Origin of the sequence: Streptomyces sp. NBC_01433, assembly GCF_026340105.1 — a bacterium.
GTDB lineage: Bacteria > Actinomycetota > Actinomycetes > Streptomycetales > Streptomycetaceae > Streptomyces.
The window spans coordinates 282,609-302,923 of the sequence record NZ_JAPEPM010000004.1 but is presented as its reverse complement, the minus strand read 5'-3'; the positions used below and the strand labels follow the sequence as shown (position 1 = coordinate 302,923).

6 protein-coding genes are annotated in these 20,315 nt (G+C 70.7%); 5 read left to right on the top strand and 1 reads right to left on the bottom strand.

Annotated features, from left to right (window positions below; all coding sequences use genetic code 11):
* The first annotated feature begins 2,928 nt into the window (after positions 1-2,928).
* From OG413_RS41035 to OG413_RS41025, 3 genes are read left to right on the top strand one after another with little or no spacing between them, the layout of a single operon-like run.
* Entirely contained in the window at positions 2,929-12,558 is a 9,630-nt protein-coding gene (locus OG413_RS41035; protein WP_266814797.1) for a toprim domain-containing protein, read from the top strand.
* Positions 12,559-12,571: 13 nt separating this feature from the next.
* On the top strand, positions 12,572-14,614 hold the full coding sequence (locus OG413_RS41030; protein ID WP_266814796.1) for a hypothetical protein: 2,043 nt from the start codon (positions 12,572-12,574) through the stop codon (positions 14,612-14,614).
* A gap of 39 nt (positions 14,615-14,653) precedes the next feature.
* Positions 14,654-14,866 (top strand): hypothetical protein, encoded by a 213-nt coding sequence (locus OG413_RS41025; RefSeq protein ID WP_266814795.1) that lies wholly within the window; start codon positions 14,654-14,656, stop codon positions 14,864-14,866.
* Between the two features lie 65 nt (positions 14,867-14,931).
* Here the strand turns inward: OG413_RS41025 and OG413_RS41020 are convergent, their stop codons facing one another.
* Positions 14,932-15,801, bottom strand: coding sequence for a hypothetical protein (locus OG413_RS41020; protein ID WP_266814794.1), 870 nt, complete (start codon positions 15,799-15,801; stop codon positions 14,932-14,934).
* Between the two features lie 295 nt (positions 15,802-16,096).
* Here OG413_RS41020 and OG413_RS41015 point away from each other — a divergent pair, with 295 nt between their 5' ends.
* Both OG413_RS41015 and OG413_RS41010 read left to right on the top strand, forming a co-directional pair.
* Positions 16,097-19,015 (top strand): DEAD/DEAH box helicase, encoded by a 2,919-nt coding sequence (locus OG413_RS41015; RefSeq protein WP_266814793.1) that lies wholly within the window; start codon positions 16,097-16,099, stop codon positions 19,013-19,015.
* Positions 19,012-20,307, top strand: coding sequence for an SWIM zinc finger family protein (locus OG413_RS41010; protein ID WP_266814792.1), 1,296 nt, complete (start codon positions 19,012-19,014; stop codon positions 20,305-20,307). The genes OG413_RS41015 and OG413_RS41010 overlap by 4 nt, the downstream gene beginning before the upstream one ends.
* Positions 20,308-20,315 lie beyond the last annotated feature (8 nt).

Below are 20,315 nucleotides of genomic sequence, written 5' to 3'. Positions count from 1 at the left end.
GGGGGCGGCGCGGACCGCCTGGGGGAACCGGCCACAAATCTTCTGGGCCGTCCTTCCCTCCAGGCGGGAGGTTCGCCAGCACACGGCACCTGTGAAGGGTGGCGATCCCTAGCGTCGAAAGGCACTTGATCTGCCCCAGGGAATGCAGGCGGCCCGGCCGCCACCCGTGATCATCAACGAGGTGACGAATTGGCCACCGCGCCTGAAGACCTCCCGCTTTCGTCCCGCAGCGCAGATGGCGCCTGGGAGGAGGAGGACGCACCGTCGGGGCTCGCTGCTACGGCGGCGGGGTGGGCGAGCGATGATGACGCCCCGCGCGTCTTGGCCCCTGACCCGGTTGCGGGCTGGTCCGCAGAGGACGAAGCCCCGCTGGTCGAACCTGAGCAGATCGCCGGGGAAGAACAGGGCGCTGCCCTGCCCCCCGGGGCGGGTGGCGTGTGGGGGGAGGATGACGCGCCGTCGGCTCTTGACGCGGTGGCCGAGGGATGGGGGAGCGAGGACGACGCGCCCCGTGTCCTGAACCCGCTCGCAGCGGAGCAGGCACCCGCAACTGCGCCCGATGCGGTCTGGGCGCAGGAGTCTCCATCCGAGGTAGCGGCATCGGCTCCGGGATGGGCTGCAACGGACACGGCTCCGCGCGTACTTGCACCTAAGCGGGAGGTCGGCGAAGGGGTCGGTTCAGCCGACACCACCCGTGCGGTCGGCGCGTGGGGGGAGGAGGACGCGCCGTCGGTGCTCGACGCCGTAGCCACAGGTTGGGGGAGCGAGGACGACGCGCCCCGTGCTTTGGCGCCCGGCTCAGGCTGGGATTCGGAAGAAGAGCTGGCGGTCCCCGGCCCCGTGGCGGGCTGGTCTGCAGCGGACGACCTCCCCCGCGTCATCGCACCTGACCAAAGTGCTGAGGAAGTAGACAGTGCAGCCGTCGTACCCAGCGTGGACGACGCGTGGGGGGAGGAGGACGCACCGTCGGGGCTCGCTGCTACGGCGGCGGGGTGGGCGAGCGATGATGACGCCCCGCGCGTCTTGGCGCCCGATGCGGGTTGGGCATCGGAGGAGGAGCCGCCGTCTGGGCTGACGTTTCCGGACGCGGTTGCCGGCTGGTCCGCAGAGGACGAAGCCCCGCGCGTCCTCGCCCCAGAGCAGGACGCGGGGCGAACCACCAGCGTGGACGACGCGTGGGGGGAGGAGGACGCACCGTCGGGGCTCGCTGCTACGGCGGCGGGGTGGGCGAGCGATGATGATGCCCCGCGCGTCTTGGCGCCCGATGCGGGTTGGGCATCGGAGGAGGAGCCGCCGTCTGGGCTGACGTTTCCGGACGCGGTTGCCGGCTGGTCCGCAGAGGACGAAGCCCCGCGCGTCCTCGCCCCAGAGCAGGACGCGGGGCGAACCACCAGCGTGGACGACGCGTGGGGGGAGGAGGACGCACCGTCGGGGCTCGCTGCTACGGCGGCGGGGTGGGCGAGCGATGATGATGCCCCGCGCGTCTTGGCGCCCGATGCGGGTTGGGCATCGGAGGAGGAGCCGCCGTCTGGGCTGACGTTTCCGGACGCGGTTGCCGGCTGGTCCGCAGAGGACGAAGCCCCGCGCGTCCTCGCCCCAGAGCAGGACGCGGGGCGAACCACCAGCGTGGACGACGCGTGGGGGGAGGAGGACGCACCGTCGGGGCTCGCTGCTACGGCGGCGGGGTGGGCGAGCGATGATGATGCCCCGCGCGTCTTGGCGCCCGATGCGGGTTGGGCATCGGAGGAGGAGCCGCCGTCTGGGCTGACGTTTCCGGACGCGGTTGCCGGCTGGTCCGCAGAGGACGAAGCCCCGCGCGTCCTCGCCCCAGAGCAGGACGCGGGGCGAACCACCAGCGTGGACGACGCGTGGGGGGAGGAGGACGCACCGTCGGGGCTCGCTGCTACGGCGGCGGGGTGGGCGAGCGATGATGATGCCCCGCGCGTCTTGGCGCCCGATGCGGGTTGGGCATCGGAGGAGGAGCCGCCGTCTGGGCTGACGTTTCCGGACGCGGTTGCCGGCTGGTCCGCAGAGGACGAAGCCCCGCGCGTCCTCGCCCCAGAGCAGGACGCGGGGCGAACCACCAGCGTGGACGACGCGTGGGGGGAGGAGGACGCACCGTCGGGGCTCGCTGCTACGGCGGCGGGGTGGGCGAGCGATGATGATGCCCCGCGCGTCTTGGCGCCCGATGCGGGTTGGGCATCGGAGGAGGAGCCGCCGTCTGGGCTGACGTTTCCGGACGCGGTTGCCGGCTGGTCCGCAGAGGACGAAGCCCCGCGCGTCCTCGCCCCAGAGCAGGACGCCGTGGAGGCAGACGGCTCAGCCGTCCGCACTAGCGCGTACGGGACGTGGGGGGACGAGGACGCACCCTCGGGCTTGGCCATTCCCGCTGAGGCCCCGGGCTGGTCTGCGGCGGACGACGTCCCGCGGGTCCTCGCACCCGCACACAGGCCTTCGGATGGCCCCGAGCGCCCCGACCTGCCGGGTCAGGACAGGCCCAGCAGCACCCGCACGGCAGCCCAGACAAACGGTCGTGCGGCCGCCGGGGCTCCTCGCACAGCGGCGCGCAGTCCGCGCAGCACCGGTAGCCAGGGGTCGGACGCCGACGCCCGCGGTGACCCAGACGCACTTACCCGGTCCACCGCACCCGGACCCGCCGACGACACCGCTCCCGAACGTTCAGTCTCCGAAAGGCGCCCGGCGCCGCACGGCACGGCCCCAGCAGGCACCCCGCCAACGGACGGGCTGAAGGAAGTCACCTCATCGGCGGTCGGGATGCCGCCAGGGCCTCCCAGGACGGCCACAGGCGATGCGACTCTCTCCGCTTCTGAGCCGAAAGGACCGGGCACCGCCGCGCAGCACAACACCGGCGTCCAGCAGACGCAGCAGACCACCCCCGCGGCCACAGGCCACGGGCAGGAGAACGACGTGCCCGCAGCGCCGGGCCAGGGGCCGGGGCAACTCGACCAGGAGGGCCACCTCGCAGCACTGATGGACGTGGCGGACCGGGCCTTTCAGGACGCGACGGTCGCTGACGACGGCGCGTTGCGTGCGGTGTTGCGCTCCTCGGCTCGCACCGAGGAGCGGCTGGAGGCGGTCATGCACGCCACCCGCGCCCACTGGCGCGACGCCGAACGCCACTACGGCCTCGCTCGGGAGGCGTTGGCAGAGGGACAGAAATCGCGCCTGGAGCACCACGCGTCTCAGGTGATCAGAGCAGCGGTGGAAGTCCAGCGGGCGGCTGGTGTCGCTACCAGCGCGGAGGCTCTGAACGCTGTCATCGAAGGGCTCAAGCCGGCCACGGAGCAGGCCCGGCTGGCGCAGGCACGCGCACAGCTGGAGGCGGATCTCGCCGAGCTCGCAGCTGAGCACGACAGGCAGCTGACCGCAGTGACACGCATGGACGAAGCCAACCGCGACCAGTTGCACAGGCATCAGTTCCACGCCAAGGAGAAGGTGCCCGAGCTGGGCTGGTGGCCAGCACTCGCCACAGACATGGCCCACGCGCTCGAGGACCGCCTGTGGCTGGACGAGACAGGTGCCGCGCGGCTGCTGAAGGAACCGGTCGGCGAGCGGATCACGCCGGGACGGAAGATCAACGCCGAGCGGGTTGCGATGCTGCGCGCGGCCGGGTTCCTGGTGACGGACACGGAGACCGACACCTCGACGCTCCTGCGTCCCTCGCTCATGGGGCGAGAAGCGCTCTACCTCGCGACGCTGTACCCGGAGGGGCTGTACGCGGATGCGCGCGCTGCCTACGAGGCGCGAAACGAACAGTCGCGTCGGCCGTGGATGACCAACGAGGACCGCAAATCGGCGGCGCGGCGTCTGCCGCCGTTGAGCCGCTACGAGATGCAGGCCGTCCGTGAGAAGCCGGTGCTGCTGGATGAGGACCAAGTCCCCCCGATCAGCGCGGAGGACGCGGCCCGGCATGCCGAAGAGGCGCAGTTGGCGCAGAGGTTCGCGCGATGGGTGGCAATGATCCGCGGTGAGCTGCCGGACGCCCCCCAAGACCCGCGTACGGCTCAGGGCCAGAGTACGGAAGCCGTGGACAGCACCGTGGGACAGGACGCACCCACCGGCGAAGTGCACGCAGATGAGCAGCCGTTGACTGAGATGTCGCCAACGACTTCGGACGACGACAGCCTCCCAGTAGGCCCAAGCGAGGACACCACGACTCCCGATGAGGAGCCCGAAGGCGCCATGGGCTCGCGCGCCGCAGATGGGACGTCCCCGCGACTGCTGCTCGCAGAGACCGGCGATGAGTCGCCTGAGACAGAAGGCTGGTCTGGCGACGCACCGTCGGCCCTGGCCGCGACGCTCACCCCTGCAGTTTGGGCTGACGACCAGGTGCCGGCAGCACTCGCCGAGTCACCCGGGCCTCAGGAGGAGTCGACCCCCAGTTCAACCGCGCAGCCGTCGCCTGCTGACGAGTCACGCAACGCGTCGCCCGCAACTGAGAGTGCGGGGAGCAGCACCGAGGACGACGGAAGCAGTAGCGAGCCCGACGCTGAGACACGGTGGCGCAAGCGGCTGGCCAGCAACGAGGCAGTCGGCGCATCCCTGGGGATCAACCCGGGTGCGGGGGAGAGCTACGAGGGGTACGCCGGCCGGTTCGACGGCGACTACGACATCACCCTGCCCAGCGGCCGCTACTGCTATCGCGCGCCCGGATTTGATCGCAAGAAGTACAGCGTCCGGTACATGCCCGATCCCACCTTCGAGACGAATTCCAAGAGGATCGGGGCGGTCAGCGACCCCAGCGAGATCATGCCCATGATCCGCAGGCACGCCGCCCGGCATGCCGACAAACGCGACCCACTCGCGGTCGAACTCAACGAGCACGAACAGAAGGCTCTCGACGACGTTGCCCGCGGGGTCATCTCCAGGTCCCGCGGCGAGTGGTACCGCCACAACGCGCAGGGCATCGCCACCCAGCAGACCTACGATTGGACCACCCACGCGCTGTGGACCCTGAGCGCGCTCGGCCTCATCCAGGTGCCGCCCGTGGGCCCCGACCGGCCCAAGGCCTTTGCGGCGCTCACAGAAGTTGGCGAGCAGCGGCTCGGCCTGCGCGGGGCACCGGTCGCCGCCGGGCCGCGCCCGGACACCCAGGAACAGACCGCCCTCTTCGACGAGCCGATATCCCCCACCGCGCCAGAGCCTGACGGCCAGGCCGCCAAGGCAGCGGAGTCCCAGTCCTCGACGGAAGAGGCGCAACCTGTACTGCCGCGGTTCTCCAGGGAGCGCCTGTCAGCTCTCGGCGACATCGCGCGCGGCACCATCAGCGTGGTCGACGGCGAGTTCATGCTGACCAACCCGCGCCGCCCCACCCGGCAAGCCCCTTCGCAGAGCCACCTCCGCATGGTGCTGAACGAGGGGCTGGCGGAAGTAGCAGGCGGGCAGGTCCACCTCTCCGAACGCGGCCTTGCCTGGTACGCCCACCACGATGCCACGCTCCCCAATGTCCCCCCGGACATCGAGACCGTCGATCGAGCGCCGCTGCCCCCGATCGACTACACACCGACGAGCGCCCTGCCGGCGCCTGAGCCGAGCGGAGAAGCTCCGCTGCCTCCAGCACCTGCGCCCCTGCCCGCGGCCTGGCACAGGAGGGGAGGCCGCCCCAGTGAGGAGAGCATCGAGGCCACCTACGCGGGTGCGGACCGAGCCGCTGCACGCGCCAGCCGCTCGACGGCACGCAACGTCGCCGACTTCGCGGCGGGCCCCGACCACACCTTCTGGACATACCAGCATCCGCTGGCTCAGTACGACGAGAACGCTGCCGCCGCATTGGAGCACGTGGCTGATCCGGTCACCCGCGAGTACGCGACCCGGGCCGTGCTGAACCTGCGCGCCGCCCTGGTAGAAGCGGGTGAGGACGCCACTGACTACTACGTCCAGAATGTACGGAACCCGCTGTGGAAGACGACGATGGGGGTGCAGGCGGACGACGTCCACCGGGGCCGTGTGAGTGGCACCGTCGTGACCTACCTTCGCTCGGTCGCAGAGCATGCCGAGCACCATGGTCTCGACGCGGTGACCATCGTCAACACGCTCGAGGATGCCGCAGGCTGGGCAGGGGAACTGCGTGCCCTGGGCAACGCTGATATGGAGTATCCGCGGCTGCCCGCTGCAGAGAATGTCGCGGAGGCCGCCCAGTACGTGGCCAACGCACTGCGCGCCTACGCGCTGGGACAGACCGACACGGTCGACACCGTCGCCGGGCGCCGAGAGGCCTGGCGCACGGTCGAGCCACGCCCGGCAACCAGTGCGCCCACCGGCCCTGCCCCGGAGGGTCCGCGCGCGCGGCCTGCCACAGACCAGGAGACACCGGGAGCGGGCACGAGCACAGCTCCTGCTCCGCCGCCGACTTTCCCCCGGCTCGCGCAGGCCCGCCGCAGGGCCCTCGTAGACATCGCCTACGGCAACCTCAGCGAGGTCGACGGCGTGTTCATGAAGCGCACCCCCCAGCTCACCGTCGAACGGGCCTACTCGCAGCACGCCGTCACCGAGGTCATCGAACACGGTTTGGCCGAACGCTCAGGCCAGCAGATCCACATCACCGAATACGGGTCCGCCTGGCTGGCCCACCACAACATCAAACTGACCAGTGGCAGCCAGCAGAACCCAGCGGCCCCCGGGAAGACGACGGCACCGCAGATCGATGCGCATGCCCCGGCCGCTCCTCCAGCCGCAGCGGCCGCGCCGAGTACTCCCCAACCCGCGGCCACGGCCTCCACTGCACCCGCCGTCACCGAACCGCCCGCCCCGACAGACGCCGACCAGGCGCAGACAGACGTCCAGGCCCCGCCCAGCCTCGACGGTGCTGAAGACGCAGCCACCGGGCCGACGCCGGCCGAAGACAGCGCCGGCGCCGTCGAAGCTGGAGCCACTGCCCCGACATCAGCCGACGACCAGAACCGCGCCGCGCAGGCCGCTGACCGCACGAACAGTGCCCGGGACCAGGTGACGCAGGCCCCGACCAGGGCCGCAGGACCGGCGTTGTCGCAGCCGGAAGAACTCAGTCCCAGCCAAGGCCCAGCCGAGGCGCCTTCCGCCGACCAGCCGATCCCGATGGTCCCGGCCAGCGAGGCTCCGCAACCCCAGCTCCCGGACATGCCGACATCCCGCCCGCCCGCGGCCACCGGCAACCCGCTAGCCGATCCGCGACCCATCACGGATTCCAGGGCGCAGGGCAACGTCGCCCCCGCCACGGCGATCCGCAGCGCGAGCACACCCACTCCCGCCGAGCAAGGAGGCGGCCTGCCCCAAGCGGGGTCGGCAGCGCCCGTACCCGAGGCGACTACCGCCGCATCCAGCAGCCCGCCGGGACCTGCCTCCCCCGGGCCGACCGGCCCTTCGCGTTCACCGGCCACCGCACGTGAGGAGAGCCCCATGGCCACCAACGGACCCTCGAACCAGGCGCCCGCCAATACGGCCACATCCTCCGGCCAAACAGCGGTCCGCCCGCAGCAGTCGGCCTCAGAAGCCGCGGCGTACGCGGACGCGGCGGCGTACACCACCGCCCACGAGGCACTGCTGACAGAGCTCGACCAGCACGAACTGTGGCTCGCCCACACTCCAGCAGCCGCCGCGGCGGCCGCATCGCTGGACAACACACGCACCCTGGGGATCCCGGGCCTGACGGCGCTTCTTGCTCTGCAGCGCGCTCTCCCGCCGGTCGCAGGGGACCGTACGCAGCTCACTGGCCTCACGCAGCTGCTCGGCCACCACATCCGGTGCGCGCAACTCAGCCTGGCGAAGGCCTTCTTCGGCCAGGCAGCACGCGCCAGCAGCAAGGATGCGTTGCGCCGTCTGTACGACGGGGCGCGGGAAGGGAGGTTCCTCGATCTCTCCCAGCAGACCCAGGACGGCGAGATGGAGCTCGGCCACTACCTCCATCACCGCTCCCAGCAGATTCCCCCGCAGCCGGCGGGCACCGAAGGCCCCGCCGAAGTGGTCGAGGAGGCCACCGCGATGGCTGCAGACCACGACGATGACAGCCAGATGCCTGTATTCGAGCGGCCCGGTGAGGTCCTCCTGAGCGCCGGGCAGGCTGCCCCGCGCCTGCACGCCCACGCCCAGAGCTACCTGGTCAACGGCACCACGGACATCGTGTTGCTCGCTCACATCCACGGCCGCCCGGTGTACGCGATGGTGGCCGAGGAGCCCGGATCGGGCTCCGCGCTCTACCTGGGACTCGCACTTCGCGGGGAGGAAGCGAACGCACGGACCGTACACATCGGGGCCGAACAGCTCGCACAGGTCACCCCGAACGAGCTGCTTGCAGCAGTGACCGAGTGGATGAACGCAAGCGATGGCGGCGACCGCCCATTGCTCGACTACCGGCCCTCCGCAACACCTCGATCAACGGCGGGCCCGGCCTCGGTGCAGGGTCAGATGGCCCCGGCCGAAGTGAAGGAGCCCGCACGGGCCGCCGCGCCCGACGGGTCGGCCGCAGTGAACACCGACACCACGACAGCACCCCAAGACACCGCGGACGAAACCGACGAGCCGCAGGCCACCCCCGTCGCCGCACAGACACCCGCTTCCGAGGCCGCCCCGGCGGTTAAGGCCGCGCCAGACGCCGAACCGGAGAAGAACGCCCCCGACACGGCAGCCACGCCGGCGCAGGAGGCCCAGCCCCCTACGGTGCCCGGGGCGGCCACCGGCGAGAAGCAGGCAGCGCCGCCGACGGTCACCGCTGCAGCCGCGCTCCGGACGGACTCCGCGACCGCCGAGCAGGAATCGCGGGCGCAGGGCACTACTCAACAGGGAGTGAGCCCAGCCGCCCCCACGAAGGCGCCCGCGCCCGGCACGGTCGCCCCTGTCGAGCAGCTCACGGCGCTGGCCCGCTCCGCCCTCACCGGCCTCGGCGTCACCCTGGAGGCAACGGGCGTCCTCACTGCGGACCGCACGGTCGTGATCACCTTGGAAACCAGTGGCACCGCGGAGCGGGACCGCGAGATCGCTGGCAACCTCCGTCCCGCACTCCACAAGGCGATCCGCGAGCACCCGGACCAGAGCCTCGCCGCCTACCGAGTCGACTTCCAGCACACCCCGCAGGCGGGCCAGGGGGCGCTGCAGGAAGCTCCCGGATCGACAACTATGCCGGTGCCGCGCGAGCGGCTTATCGCCGCCAACACGGCCGCCGCCAAGATCTTCACCGACCAGCTACAGAGCGACCCGAGCGGCCAACTGGCGCGGACGTACCTGACCGAGAAACGGCAGCTTCCCTCCGCCGTACAGCAGGAATGGGGTCTGGGCTACGCGCCCTCCGACACTCGCGCCGGACGCTGGGACGTTGTCGTACGTGCACTTCGCGACCAGGGCTTCACGGAGGAGGAACTCCTGCAGGCGGGCCTCGCCAAACGAAGCCAGCGCGACACCCTCATCGACCCGTTCCGGGACCGGCTGATGTTCCCGATCCACGACAAGCAGGGGGACATCGTCGGCTTCAGCGGGCGGCGCATCGACCGGCCCGGCGAGAGCGAGGCACAGGCCAAGGACCGCGGGGGACCGAAGTACCTCAACACCAGCAACGACGCCACCCTGTTCAGCAAGGGCGACCTGGTCTTCGGGCTTCACCACCCGGCACAGGCGCGAGCCCTGGCCAGCAGCAACGGACCGCGCGTCAGCGTCGAGGGCTACTTCGACGTGATCGCCGTCGCGCGAGCCACCGCATCCGTGTCGCTCGACCAGCGGCCGGTGGTCGGAGCCCCGATGGGCACCGCCTTCACCCAGCCCCAGCTCACCCTCCTGCGCGGCCTCGACACGGACACCCCCCACTCCCACATCGTGTTCCTGGACGCGGACGACAGCGGCCGCAAGGTACTGCTCGACAAGTGGGAGCTGCTGCTGCAGGCCGACGGAGAGACGACGGTCACCAGCGCCCCCGACTCCAAGGACGCGGCCAAGCTGTGGGAGGACGGCATCACGGCAGACGGCGACGGTGCGACTCCGGTGATGCAGGTCCTGGAGGCGCGTCAGCCGCTCCTCGACGCCGCTGTCGAGGCGGTCTTGGTGAAGAACGCCGATGAAGGCGAACGCGCCAACCACACCTTCGCCCCCACCAACTACCACTCCCGGACCAAGAACATCGCCACCCAGGCCGCGCGCTACATCCACCAGTGGGTACAGGCGCGGACCCCCGGCGACACAGCCGCACTCGAGCAGGCCGCCCTCACCTGGGCAAAGCGCCTCGACCAGGACTGGGGCATCCCCGGGCACCTGACCGCCACCGCGGTGCTACTCGGGCCCGGCACGCACCACGAGGACTACGAGAACGAGGTCTACCAGCAAGCACTGGACCTGCTCGCCGCAGACCCCGACGACTACTTCGCAAACGACTCCCACGTGGCGGGCCGCCAATCCGCCGCCGATTCAGCTTCCGCGACAGCACCGTCCTCCCCCAGCGGCACCGGGCGTACGGCTGCCCGGACCGGGCAGTGGCCCACCGGGACAAGGGCGAGCGGCCCCCTGACCCCCACCAGTACACCGATAGCAGAACCGGCAGCCGCAGGCGCCGACTTGGCGCTGAACATGGTGCTGCCCTCGGCCGTCGACGGCCAGCCGGTCAAGCACACTGACCGCACCACCGCCGCGTACGCTCTGCAGATCGCTGTGCACGAACGCCTGGGCCAGCACACCGCTGAGAGCCCCGAGCCTGACCGGCTGCCTCAGCCTCTGAAGCTGGGCACTGTCTACGGCGTCGACCTGAGCACATCGGGCGATGACCAGACCAGCGATGACCCCACCGTCGTGGTGTGGCTGGGCACTTCCCGCAACGACTCGCTGCGCATGTCCTACAGCCGTTTCGTCAAGATGACCGGACCCGAACTCCTCGCCGCAGTGGAGTGGCGCGCCGCCCAGTCCGCCGGACTGCTCGGAGCCCCCCTGAGCCAGACCTGGCGAAACGCGGTGCGCAGCATCCTCCCGACACAGTTCCCTGCCCAGCCGACCCCCGCCCAGCTCGCCGACCTCCTCGACACGATCGCCCAGGGCCCCGACGCAGAGACCGACGAGACGCGGCACCATGCCGAGCAGGCCCTCGCCGCGTACACCGCCGGACACCCGGACCTGGCCCTCAACGTTCTTGCGACTGATGACCACATCTGGGTCCTGCGCAACGATGACGGCACCTGGATCCAGGAGGAAGCGCCCGGAACCCCGGTGAGCTGGAAGGAAGTTGACAGCACGGTCGATCGAGAGGCTGTCGAGCTCCAGGACATCGCCGGGACCGCTGCGGAACTCCCCGGTGGTGATCCGGCGCCGATGCCGGCCGATCTCACGGTCGCCCACCACAGTGCGCACGAAGCCCTCGCCGCGCTCCGCCCGTACTCCATCGGCCTGCCCAACACCCGCTACGAGAAGATCACCGACCTCGTCGCCCAGATGGATACCACTGTGCCCGCCCTGCGCCGGCTGCACGGGCCGGACGGCGAACAGCTGATGAACCGGGCCCGGTCGTCGTTCATCCGGATCGTGGAAGGACTGGCAACGGTCGCCTCCAAGATCCACCTCAACGGCCTCAGCGCCCGCCTGGAGCGCACGGTCGCCCACTTGCGCGGTCAGGACACGGACAGCCTGCCCGTCCCCCGTGTGGTACGCACCGACCGGCGCATGCAGGACCTCGCTCATATCGAGCGCGACCTCGAGCGTCGTATGGCCGCTCCCACCACTTTGCTCGAAGAGCGCGGTGAACTTCAGGAACAGTGGATCATCAATCGCGCCCGCTGGAGGGCGCGTTACGAACAGCTCCACGGTCAGGCGCCGGACGCGGAGTTCCTCCCCGACAACGGTCTGGTCGCCGGCGCCCCGCCCGTCCCCAACTTGATCGCCGCGCACGATCTTTTGGTGGAGCGTCTGTCTTCCCGGGTCGTCGAACTGCGCGACGTCGACCCGCACACCGGAGAGGAGTCCAATCCCTACGAACCCACCGCCGACCTCTTCAACGGAGTGGCCTGGGCCTACCAGCAGCGCCTGGTCGGAATCATCCCGACCGGACAGGACCCGGAAGGCCCCATCCTCCCCGCTCAGCTACGAAACGCTGCGCTGACGGTCACCTCGCACCAGCAGGCTTCCCCACTCACCCTGCGGCGTGCCATGAACGTCACCGCCGAGCGGGCCGACCGCCTCCTGCACCGCCTGGAGGAGCAGCAGATCCTCGGCCCCTACCGTGCCGACGCCCCGCGGACCGTCCTGGCACGCCCCACCGACATCGACACTCTCCTTGCCCGGCCCGCTATCCCACGAGCCGTCCGCACACCTCCGGCAACATCAACGTCTGAGCCCGCACCAAACGCGAAGGGCGCCGGGCCCGACGCGGCGGAGTCCGAGGGGCCGGGCACCGGCGACCTCGAAGCCCGGATCACCGAGCTGGTCACCAAGCTCTTCGCCGACCAGCAAAAGCGCAATGAGACAAGAGCCGAGCCGGCCCCCGCCGACGTGGCTGCGCCTGCATCCCGCGTGCGCAAAAACCTGCGCAAGACCCAGGAAGCCGAGAACAACGCCCTCGCCGCCGGCCAGACCACCTCACTCGCACCGAGCCAGTCCTGATGCGGAGACCGTAATGACGACACCGACCCCACTTCAGACCGAACCGACCGCACCCGTACCCAAACTGTCCCCCGGAGCACCGCCGGGCATGAACGCGGAAGAACTCGCCCGCTACGCACGTAATCTGAACCTCCAGAGCGGTCCTCGCCGCGCACGGGCACTGGACAACGCGGCCGCGCCCCCCGAGGCGGGACCTCGGGATCTGGCTGGCATCGGCACCGCGATGACCGCCGCACGAAGCAACCAGGCCTACTACTTCAGCCACCCCGACTGGCAGGCCATCCTCAACATCCACCAGCAGGTCGACGACGTGCTCGCCCGCCTCAACGAACAAGCACAGACCACACCCCAGACCGCCATCCCGGCGGCCAAGATCACCACCCTGGCCGCGAGCCTCATCGCCCGGCACGCCGCCAAGATCAGCGCCCACCTCGACAAATGGGAACAGCGCGGCACACCGGGCGGGCAGGCCATGCGGGCCCTCACACGAGACGCCGAGGGTCACGCTGCCCGGGCCTCGGGCCTCGACTCAGTACAAGCACTCGACACCCCGCGACTCCTTGCCGCCCATGTCCTGAAGCTCAGCAGGGAGCTGCGGCGGGCCGAGCCGGGCGACCCCGAACAGGACCTCGGTCTTGACGACCCGGACGACCCGGAGCTGGACAGCGCGCTGTCCGCCGGCGCACAGGCTGACCCGGAGCTGGCGGAAGCCTCCCAGCTGATGTCCGCACTGATCGAGATGGGTGGCCGGGCTCGGCGCGCCGGACACCGCCTCACTCTCGACGTGCGTTTGCACGGCATGGTGGAGACGGCCCAGCTCCGCGGATTCGACATGATCTCCGGAATCGCGCAGGCCGTGATGCGGCGCTACGACAACCAGGACCGCGGCACCGACGGCCGCCGCAACATCGCCGCCATGATCTTCCACTACGCCGAGCAGCGCCTGGAGCGCATGCGCGGAAGCCTCGGCGCCGACGAGCAGCGCGACTTCGGCCACTACGAGACCGACCCTCCCGAGCGGTACATGGAGGCGCTCTACGAGGAGTCGCGCACCGTCCGCGCCGAGCTGAGCGCGAAGAACCTGCGGCCGCAGGACCGCCCGGAACTGCAGATCCGCTACCTCCTGGCCCAGAAGGAGATCGCAGCCGCCGGATCATCCGATGGCGAGCCAGAAATGGGCACCCAGGTCACCTTCCCGCCCAGCGACCTCGTGGCCGGAATGCAGACCGACAGCCCGGTGGAGACCCGCCTCGCCCTCATCAAGGCGCTGCGCCGGCAGGTGGAGAACAACCCCTTCCACCGGGACGCCCAGTTCCTCAACAAGGTTGCTGACCGCTTCGCGCAGGAGATCGCCGGGCCGCCCGAGCTCACCGCCCAGGCCCTGGCGGCCGACCTCAACGCCGATCAGATCCGCGCGGTAGCCACGCACATCGTCGAGCAGGGCACGGTCGCCTCACCGCTCGTGCTGAGCGAGAACGCCGAGCTGAACCTCACCCACGCGCAGGCAGAACGGGCCCTGGCCGTTCTCCAGACGCTCAACGTGGTCGGCCCGCCCAACGGCCTCAAGCCACGCGAAACCCTCACCCTCTCCCGCAAGGAGCTGCCCGCCCAACTGGAGTTGCTCGATCAGCGCCTGCCGAACCTGCTCGAACTGCAAAAGGGTGCCGCCCCCGACGCGGCACCCCCGGCATCCGAAGCCCCGGCCCCGCCAGCGCAGGCCGAGGCCGCACCCAAGCCCGAAACCCCCACCCCAGCCGAGCCCGCGCAGGCGCAGACACCGGCAGCGCCCGCACCTCCTGCCCCGGCCCCGGCCGCCCCTGCCCCGGCCCCGGCCGCCGGCGCGGAGGCCCCGACCGATCAGGACCTCGCTCAGCTGTTTGAGGGCCAGGAAGACCGGGTCAATGAAGCGACCCAGAAGCTGATCGCTGGCACAGAAGCCCGGGCCGCCGCCCACCCGGCACCCGCCGAGACCGCGCCTGCCAAGCCCACCAACGTGGACGAGGCACAGCACAACGCCCAGCAGAACCAGCAGACCGCCGGCGTCGGCGTGCACTGACCCAGCACCCACACATCTCCACACGAAAGGACGCTTCCGATGGAAGACACACGGCTCACGGAGCACCAGAGGAAGGCGAGGCTGCGCGAACAGCAGGAGGAAGAACGCCGTACGAGGAAGGTCGTCGCAGATCTGCGGCTGCAACAGCAAGAACGCCAAGCTCACGACGAAGCGCGCCAGGCCGAGGTGTCTTCCGCAGAAGAGCAGCACTACGCGCAGCTGCCTCGCCACTCCTACACCGGCATCCGCTGACCGGGCGGCCGGGCAGGGCCCTCACTGTGCGGGCCCCTGCACGGCCGCCCCGTCCCGGGCGCCGATCAGGCGCGGCCTTGCGCCCCCACCCAGCGGGCGATGCCCTCGTACGCGTCCAGCGTCCGCACATGGTGCCGGCCGAGCTGCTCGCGCAGATCCTTGCCAAGCTGGTCGTAGAGCGCGACCGCAGCACGCGGGTTGACCTGCTCCCCGGTCAGCTCAGCCAGCGCCATCCACTGATCGATGACCTCCGGGTGGCTCGTGGAGTCGTGCTGCGACAGCAGATCGTCCAGATGCTGCCGGGCAGCGCGGAGAGCCTCCTCGCCTCCTAGCGGCACCTCAGTCCACGTCTCATCCGTGATTCCTACCGGTGCGGCCGCAGGGCGGTCCGGGAGCTTCCCGCGCACCGCCGGCTCGCCGACATCGATCACGGAACGGAGTGCGTCGGTGACTTCGCCCAGGTCGAATGACGCGCCCTCGGCGATGACATCTTGAAGGCTTTCGACCTCGCTCAGTAGCAGCTTCAGGCGTCCGACGACCAGCCCTTCGCGGCGAAGACACCGGAGAGTGACCTGGGGCCAGTCGTCCCGCAGGGCGAAGGCCACCTGCGCCGGAGCACCGTCGGCACCGGTGAGCACCAGCAGCGGCGCCAGTCCCATCGGCTGAGGACACAGGACTTGGCGCACGGCATTTTCGAGGGCGGGCCACCACGTGGCCCGTGCCGTACGCCGCGGAGCCAGTGCCTCATCCGCCAGGACGCTGCCGTCCGCCAGCACGAGCCGGTCCCAAGAGCGGACCGCCTCACGGGCTTCGTACGGATCGAACCAGACCTGGGTCACCGCGCCATGCGCCGCGTTGGCATCCAGGACTCCGGTGTCCATCCGCAGCGCCGTACGGACCTCCTGCAGGAGGTGTGCCGCTGGATCCTGTTCCATGAGATGTCACCTTTCAAGGGTTGAAGGACGGTAACGCGCCCGCACAGCGGCCGGGGCAACAGGGCCCGGCCACCGGACGTCAATCGCAACAGCGCCCATGCCGGGAGGCCGCCGCAGCATCCCTGCAGCGGCCTTGACGGTGCAGCGGTGCAGCAAGGTGCCTCGATCGGGTGGGCCCCAGGCGTTCGGGCCCGGCGACTGATGGGTCGGCGCTACTCTCGGCGGGGCGCGGACCTGGTGGGCCGCGCCGTGGGGTCTGGGGAGGCGACTGCTCGTGGTGTCCGGTACGTCGGCCATGTCGACTGCGGAGGGTGGCCCGGCCGCTGCGTCCGCGATGACCGCGGCGCGGCCAGGCGAACTCGCCGCCTGTGCCGCGGTGTTCGTTCCGTCTGATCTTCCGCGCGCGGGACAGGTCGCGTTCTGGCGCCCTGACGGCCTGCCCGTACCGGAAGCGGCCGACCGACTGACGGTCGTGCGCCCGCACGGGGTGTCGGTTCGCCGCCGGGCGGTGGAGGCTCGTCTCGTGCCAATGAAGGACGCTTTGGCGTTCCTCGCGGAAGCCCGACGGACGCCTGGAGCGGATCCTGCGTCCGCGTTCTGGGGCGCGGCCACCGTCCTGGCCTTGCAACTGCTCGGCCGGGGCCGGCTGCTGCCCGGTGTCAGCCCGGGGGGATTTGACGCGTGGCGGATCGGCCCGCTGGACCGGGACGACGTATTGCGGATACAGGAGTTGGCGGCCGCCATGCCGCCCGAGGCCCGAGCTGAACCGCTTGCGGGCGAGGGACCCCTGGAACTGCCGCAGGCCGAGCCGCTGCTGCGGGCCTTTCTGGACGCGGTCGCCGATGCGCTGGCCCGCACCCCCGCAGGCGCGGTGGCTACGGGTGAGGAGACCTGGGCCGCTCACACCGCGCGCAAAGTGGAAGGACCGCCGCGGGAATGGGCGCAGGACATCGCCGCCGGGCTCGACGCGGGAATCGGCGTCTCCCTGCGCATCGAGCTTCCCAGCCCGGACGATACGTTGGGCAACCGGGCAGATCCGCACGCCCCAGAGCAGAACGGCCTCACCGCGAACACCCCATTCGCCGAAGACCGGTTGGCGGCTGTCGTCCAACTGCACCACCTGGCCGACGGCTCCCTCGCCGACGCGAAGGACATCTGGTCAGGTAGAGCAGCAGCAGGTCTGTCCGCACCGGAGGTGCGCTCCCAGGCGCTACTCGCGCTGCGCCGGGCCGTCCGGGCCTGGCCGCCGATGGGCCGACTGCTGAACATGGCGGCCCCGACCGCACTGGTCCTTTCCGACGACGAGGTCGGCGATCTGCTCGGCGACGCGGCGCAGACGTTGGCGGCAGCGGGCATCCAGATCCACTGGCCCAAGGAGCTGGCCAAAGAGATCCTGGCCCGCGCCGTCGTCGAACCGGCCGAGAAGACGTCATCCGACCTGCCCTCGCTGTTGTCGGCCGAAGCCCTGCTGTCGTTCCGCTGGCAGTTCACTCTCGGCGGCCGAGAACTCGACCAAGCGGAACTCGACAAGATCGCCGAGGCCACCCGGCCCCTGGTGCGGCTGCGCGACCAGTGGGTGATGATCGACCCGCTCCTCCTGGCCCGGGCCCGGAGCCGTGAACCCCGCGAGCTGACCCCCGTGGAAGCGCTCGGCACTGTGCTGGCAGGCAGCGCGAATATCGGGGACGAGCGCGTGCCCGTGACCGCCCGGGGCTGGCTGGCCGACCTCACAGAGCGCCTCGCCGACCCCGAAGCCACCGCCCGCCGCACCCCGCTGCCCGCCCCGGCAGCGCTGGCCGCAACCTTGCGGGACTACCAGGTGCGCGGCCTGACCTGGCTGCACCAGATGACCTCGCTAGGCCTGGGCGGCTGCCTTGCCGACGACATGGGCCTCGGCAAGACCATCACCCTCATCGCTCTGCACCTGCACCGCGCGACCATCCCGGGCATGGCCGGGCCGACCCTCGTGGTCTGCCCGACGTCCCTGATGGGCAACTGGCAGCGGGAGATCGAACGCTTCGCGCCCGGCACGTCCGTGCGCCGCTACCACAGCACGAAACGCAGTCTCGACCACCTCGACACCGACACCGGCTTCGTGCTGACCACGTACGCCACCATGCGCCTGCGTCAGGCCGAACTCGCCAAGCCCGCATGGTCGATGGTCGTGGCTGATGAGGCCCAGCACGTGAAGAACCCGTTCTCGGCTACTGCGAAGGCCTTGCGCACGCTGAACACCCGGGCCCGTGTTGCGCTCACCGGCACCCCCGTCGAGAACAACCTCTCGGAGCTGTGGGCCCTGCTCGACTGGACCACCCCCGGGCTCCTGGGCCCGCTGCGGGCCTTCCGCACCGCGTACGCGCGCGGGGCGGAGAGCGGCGAGGACCCTGAAGCCGCCGGCCGACTGGCCGCCCTGGTCGCCCCGTTCCTGCTGCGCCGCAAGAAGTCCGACCCCGGCATCGCCCCGGAACTGCCGCCGAAGACCGAGACCGACCACCCGGTCATCCTGACCAGGGAACAGGTCGGCCTGTACGAGGCGCAGGTCCGCGAGACCATGGCCCAGATCCAGCAGAGCGACGGCATCGCTCGGCGCGGCCTAGTCCTCAAGCTCCTGGCGGCACTGAAGCAGATCACCAACCATCCCGCGCAGTTCCTCAAAGAAGACGAGCCCACGAAGACCGCGGGCCGGTCCGGGAAGCTGGACCTCCTGGACGAACTCCTGGATACCATCCTCGCGGAGGATGAGGCCGTTCTGATCTTCACCCAGTACGTCGGCATGGGCCGCCTCATCCAGGACCACCTCGCGCGCCGCGGCATTCCGGTCCAGTTCCTGCACGGCGCCACCTCCGTGCCCCAGCGCGAGGAGATGGTGCGTCGTTTCCAGGACGGTCAGTCCCCGGTGTTCCTGCTCTCCCTGAAAGCTGCCGGCACCGGCCTCAACCTCACCCGCGCTGGGCATGTCATCCACTACGACCGGTGGTGGAACCCGGCGGTGGAGGAGCAGGCCACCGACCGCGCCTACCGCATCGGCCAGACCCACCCAGTCCAGGTGCACCGGCTCATCGCCGAGGGCACCGTCGAAGACCGCATCGCCGAACTCCTTCAGGCCAAGCGCGCACTGGCGGACGCCGTCCTCGGTGGCGGAGAAGCAGCGTTCACCGAACTGACCGACGCCGAGCTCGCCGACTTCGTCCAGCTGCGGGCGGTGCGCCGATGAATCGCACCCCCGGCAACGACCGTGACCGCCGCCGTGTCTTCCGCCCGCTGCCCCCCGCGCGCGGCCGCCGCTCCTTCGCCGACACCTGGTGGGGCAACGCCTGGGTCGATGCCCTGGAAGGCCCGAGCCGCTCCGTCACCGGACGCCTCGCCCGCGGACGCACCTACGCCCGCGCTGGAAACGTCCGCGAGATCACGATCACCCCCGGCCGTGTCACCGCACAGGTCAACGGCAGTCTCCCCACCCCCTACCGCACTTCCATGGAGATCCAGCAGCTCACCACCCCCCAGTGGGACGCACTGCTCGACGTGGCCGCAGGCAGGGCCGGGCACCTCGCTGCCCTTCTGGACCACGACATGCCCACCACCTTGGCCGAGGACGCCGCCCAGGCCGGCGTGCAGCTCCTGCCCAGCAGCCGAGAATTCGTTCCGTCCTGCTCGTGCCCCGATGACGGCTATCCCTGCAAACACGCTGCGGCCCTCTACTACCAGGTCGCCCGACTCCTCGACCAGGACCCCTTCGTTCTTCTGCTGTTGCGCGGACGCGGCGAAAGCGAGCTCATGGCCGAACTCCACCGGCGCAACGCCGCCCGGGCCGCCGCGACCACTATGCCCGCTGAGGCCGCGCCGCGCGGGGTCTCAGCCCGTCAAGTCTTCGCGGCCGCGCAAGCCGGACTCCCGCCGCTGCCCGCGCCACCGCCTGTTCTTCACCACTCGGCGCCGATAGCCCAGTGGGCGACCGTGACAGAACCCGTTCCCGGCGTGGATGCGGAGGCTCTCGAGTTCCTGGCCACCGACACGGCGGTCCGCGCGGTACAGCTGCTGCGCCAGGCCCTCCTGCCCCAGAGCGAGCCGGTGGCCCCGACCGCGCTCAGCGTCGCTGACGACGCCGCGCGGCTCGCTGCGGCCGACCCGCCCCTGGGGATCTCCCAACGTCTGGCCTGGGGCACCCGCCGCACCCCCACCGCGCTGGCCCGGGCTGCCCGGGCATGGCGGTACGGCGGTGTGGCTGCCCTCGCGGTGCTCGACGAACCGTGGGAGGCGGACCCGCTGTATCTGCGGGCCGTTCGCGAGGAGATCAGACGGGCCTGGGCCGGAGAACGCGTTCCCCGCCTGGGGGTCGACGAGTCGTGGGTCACGGTGCTCGGCCACGACGCACAACTGCGCCTGGGGCGCGACGGATACCTGTGGTACCCCTACCGGAAGAAGCACGGTGCCTGGTGGCCCGCGGGGTTCCCGCAGCGGGACGTTGGCGCCGTACTGAGCGAGCTGGTCGCGCCGGACCTTGAGTAGTAGGCCGC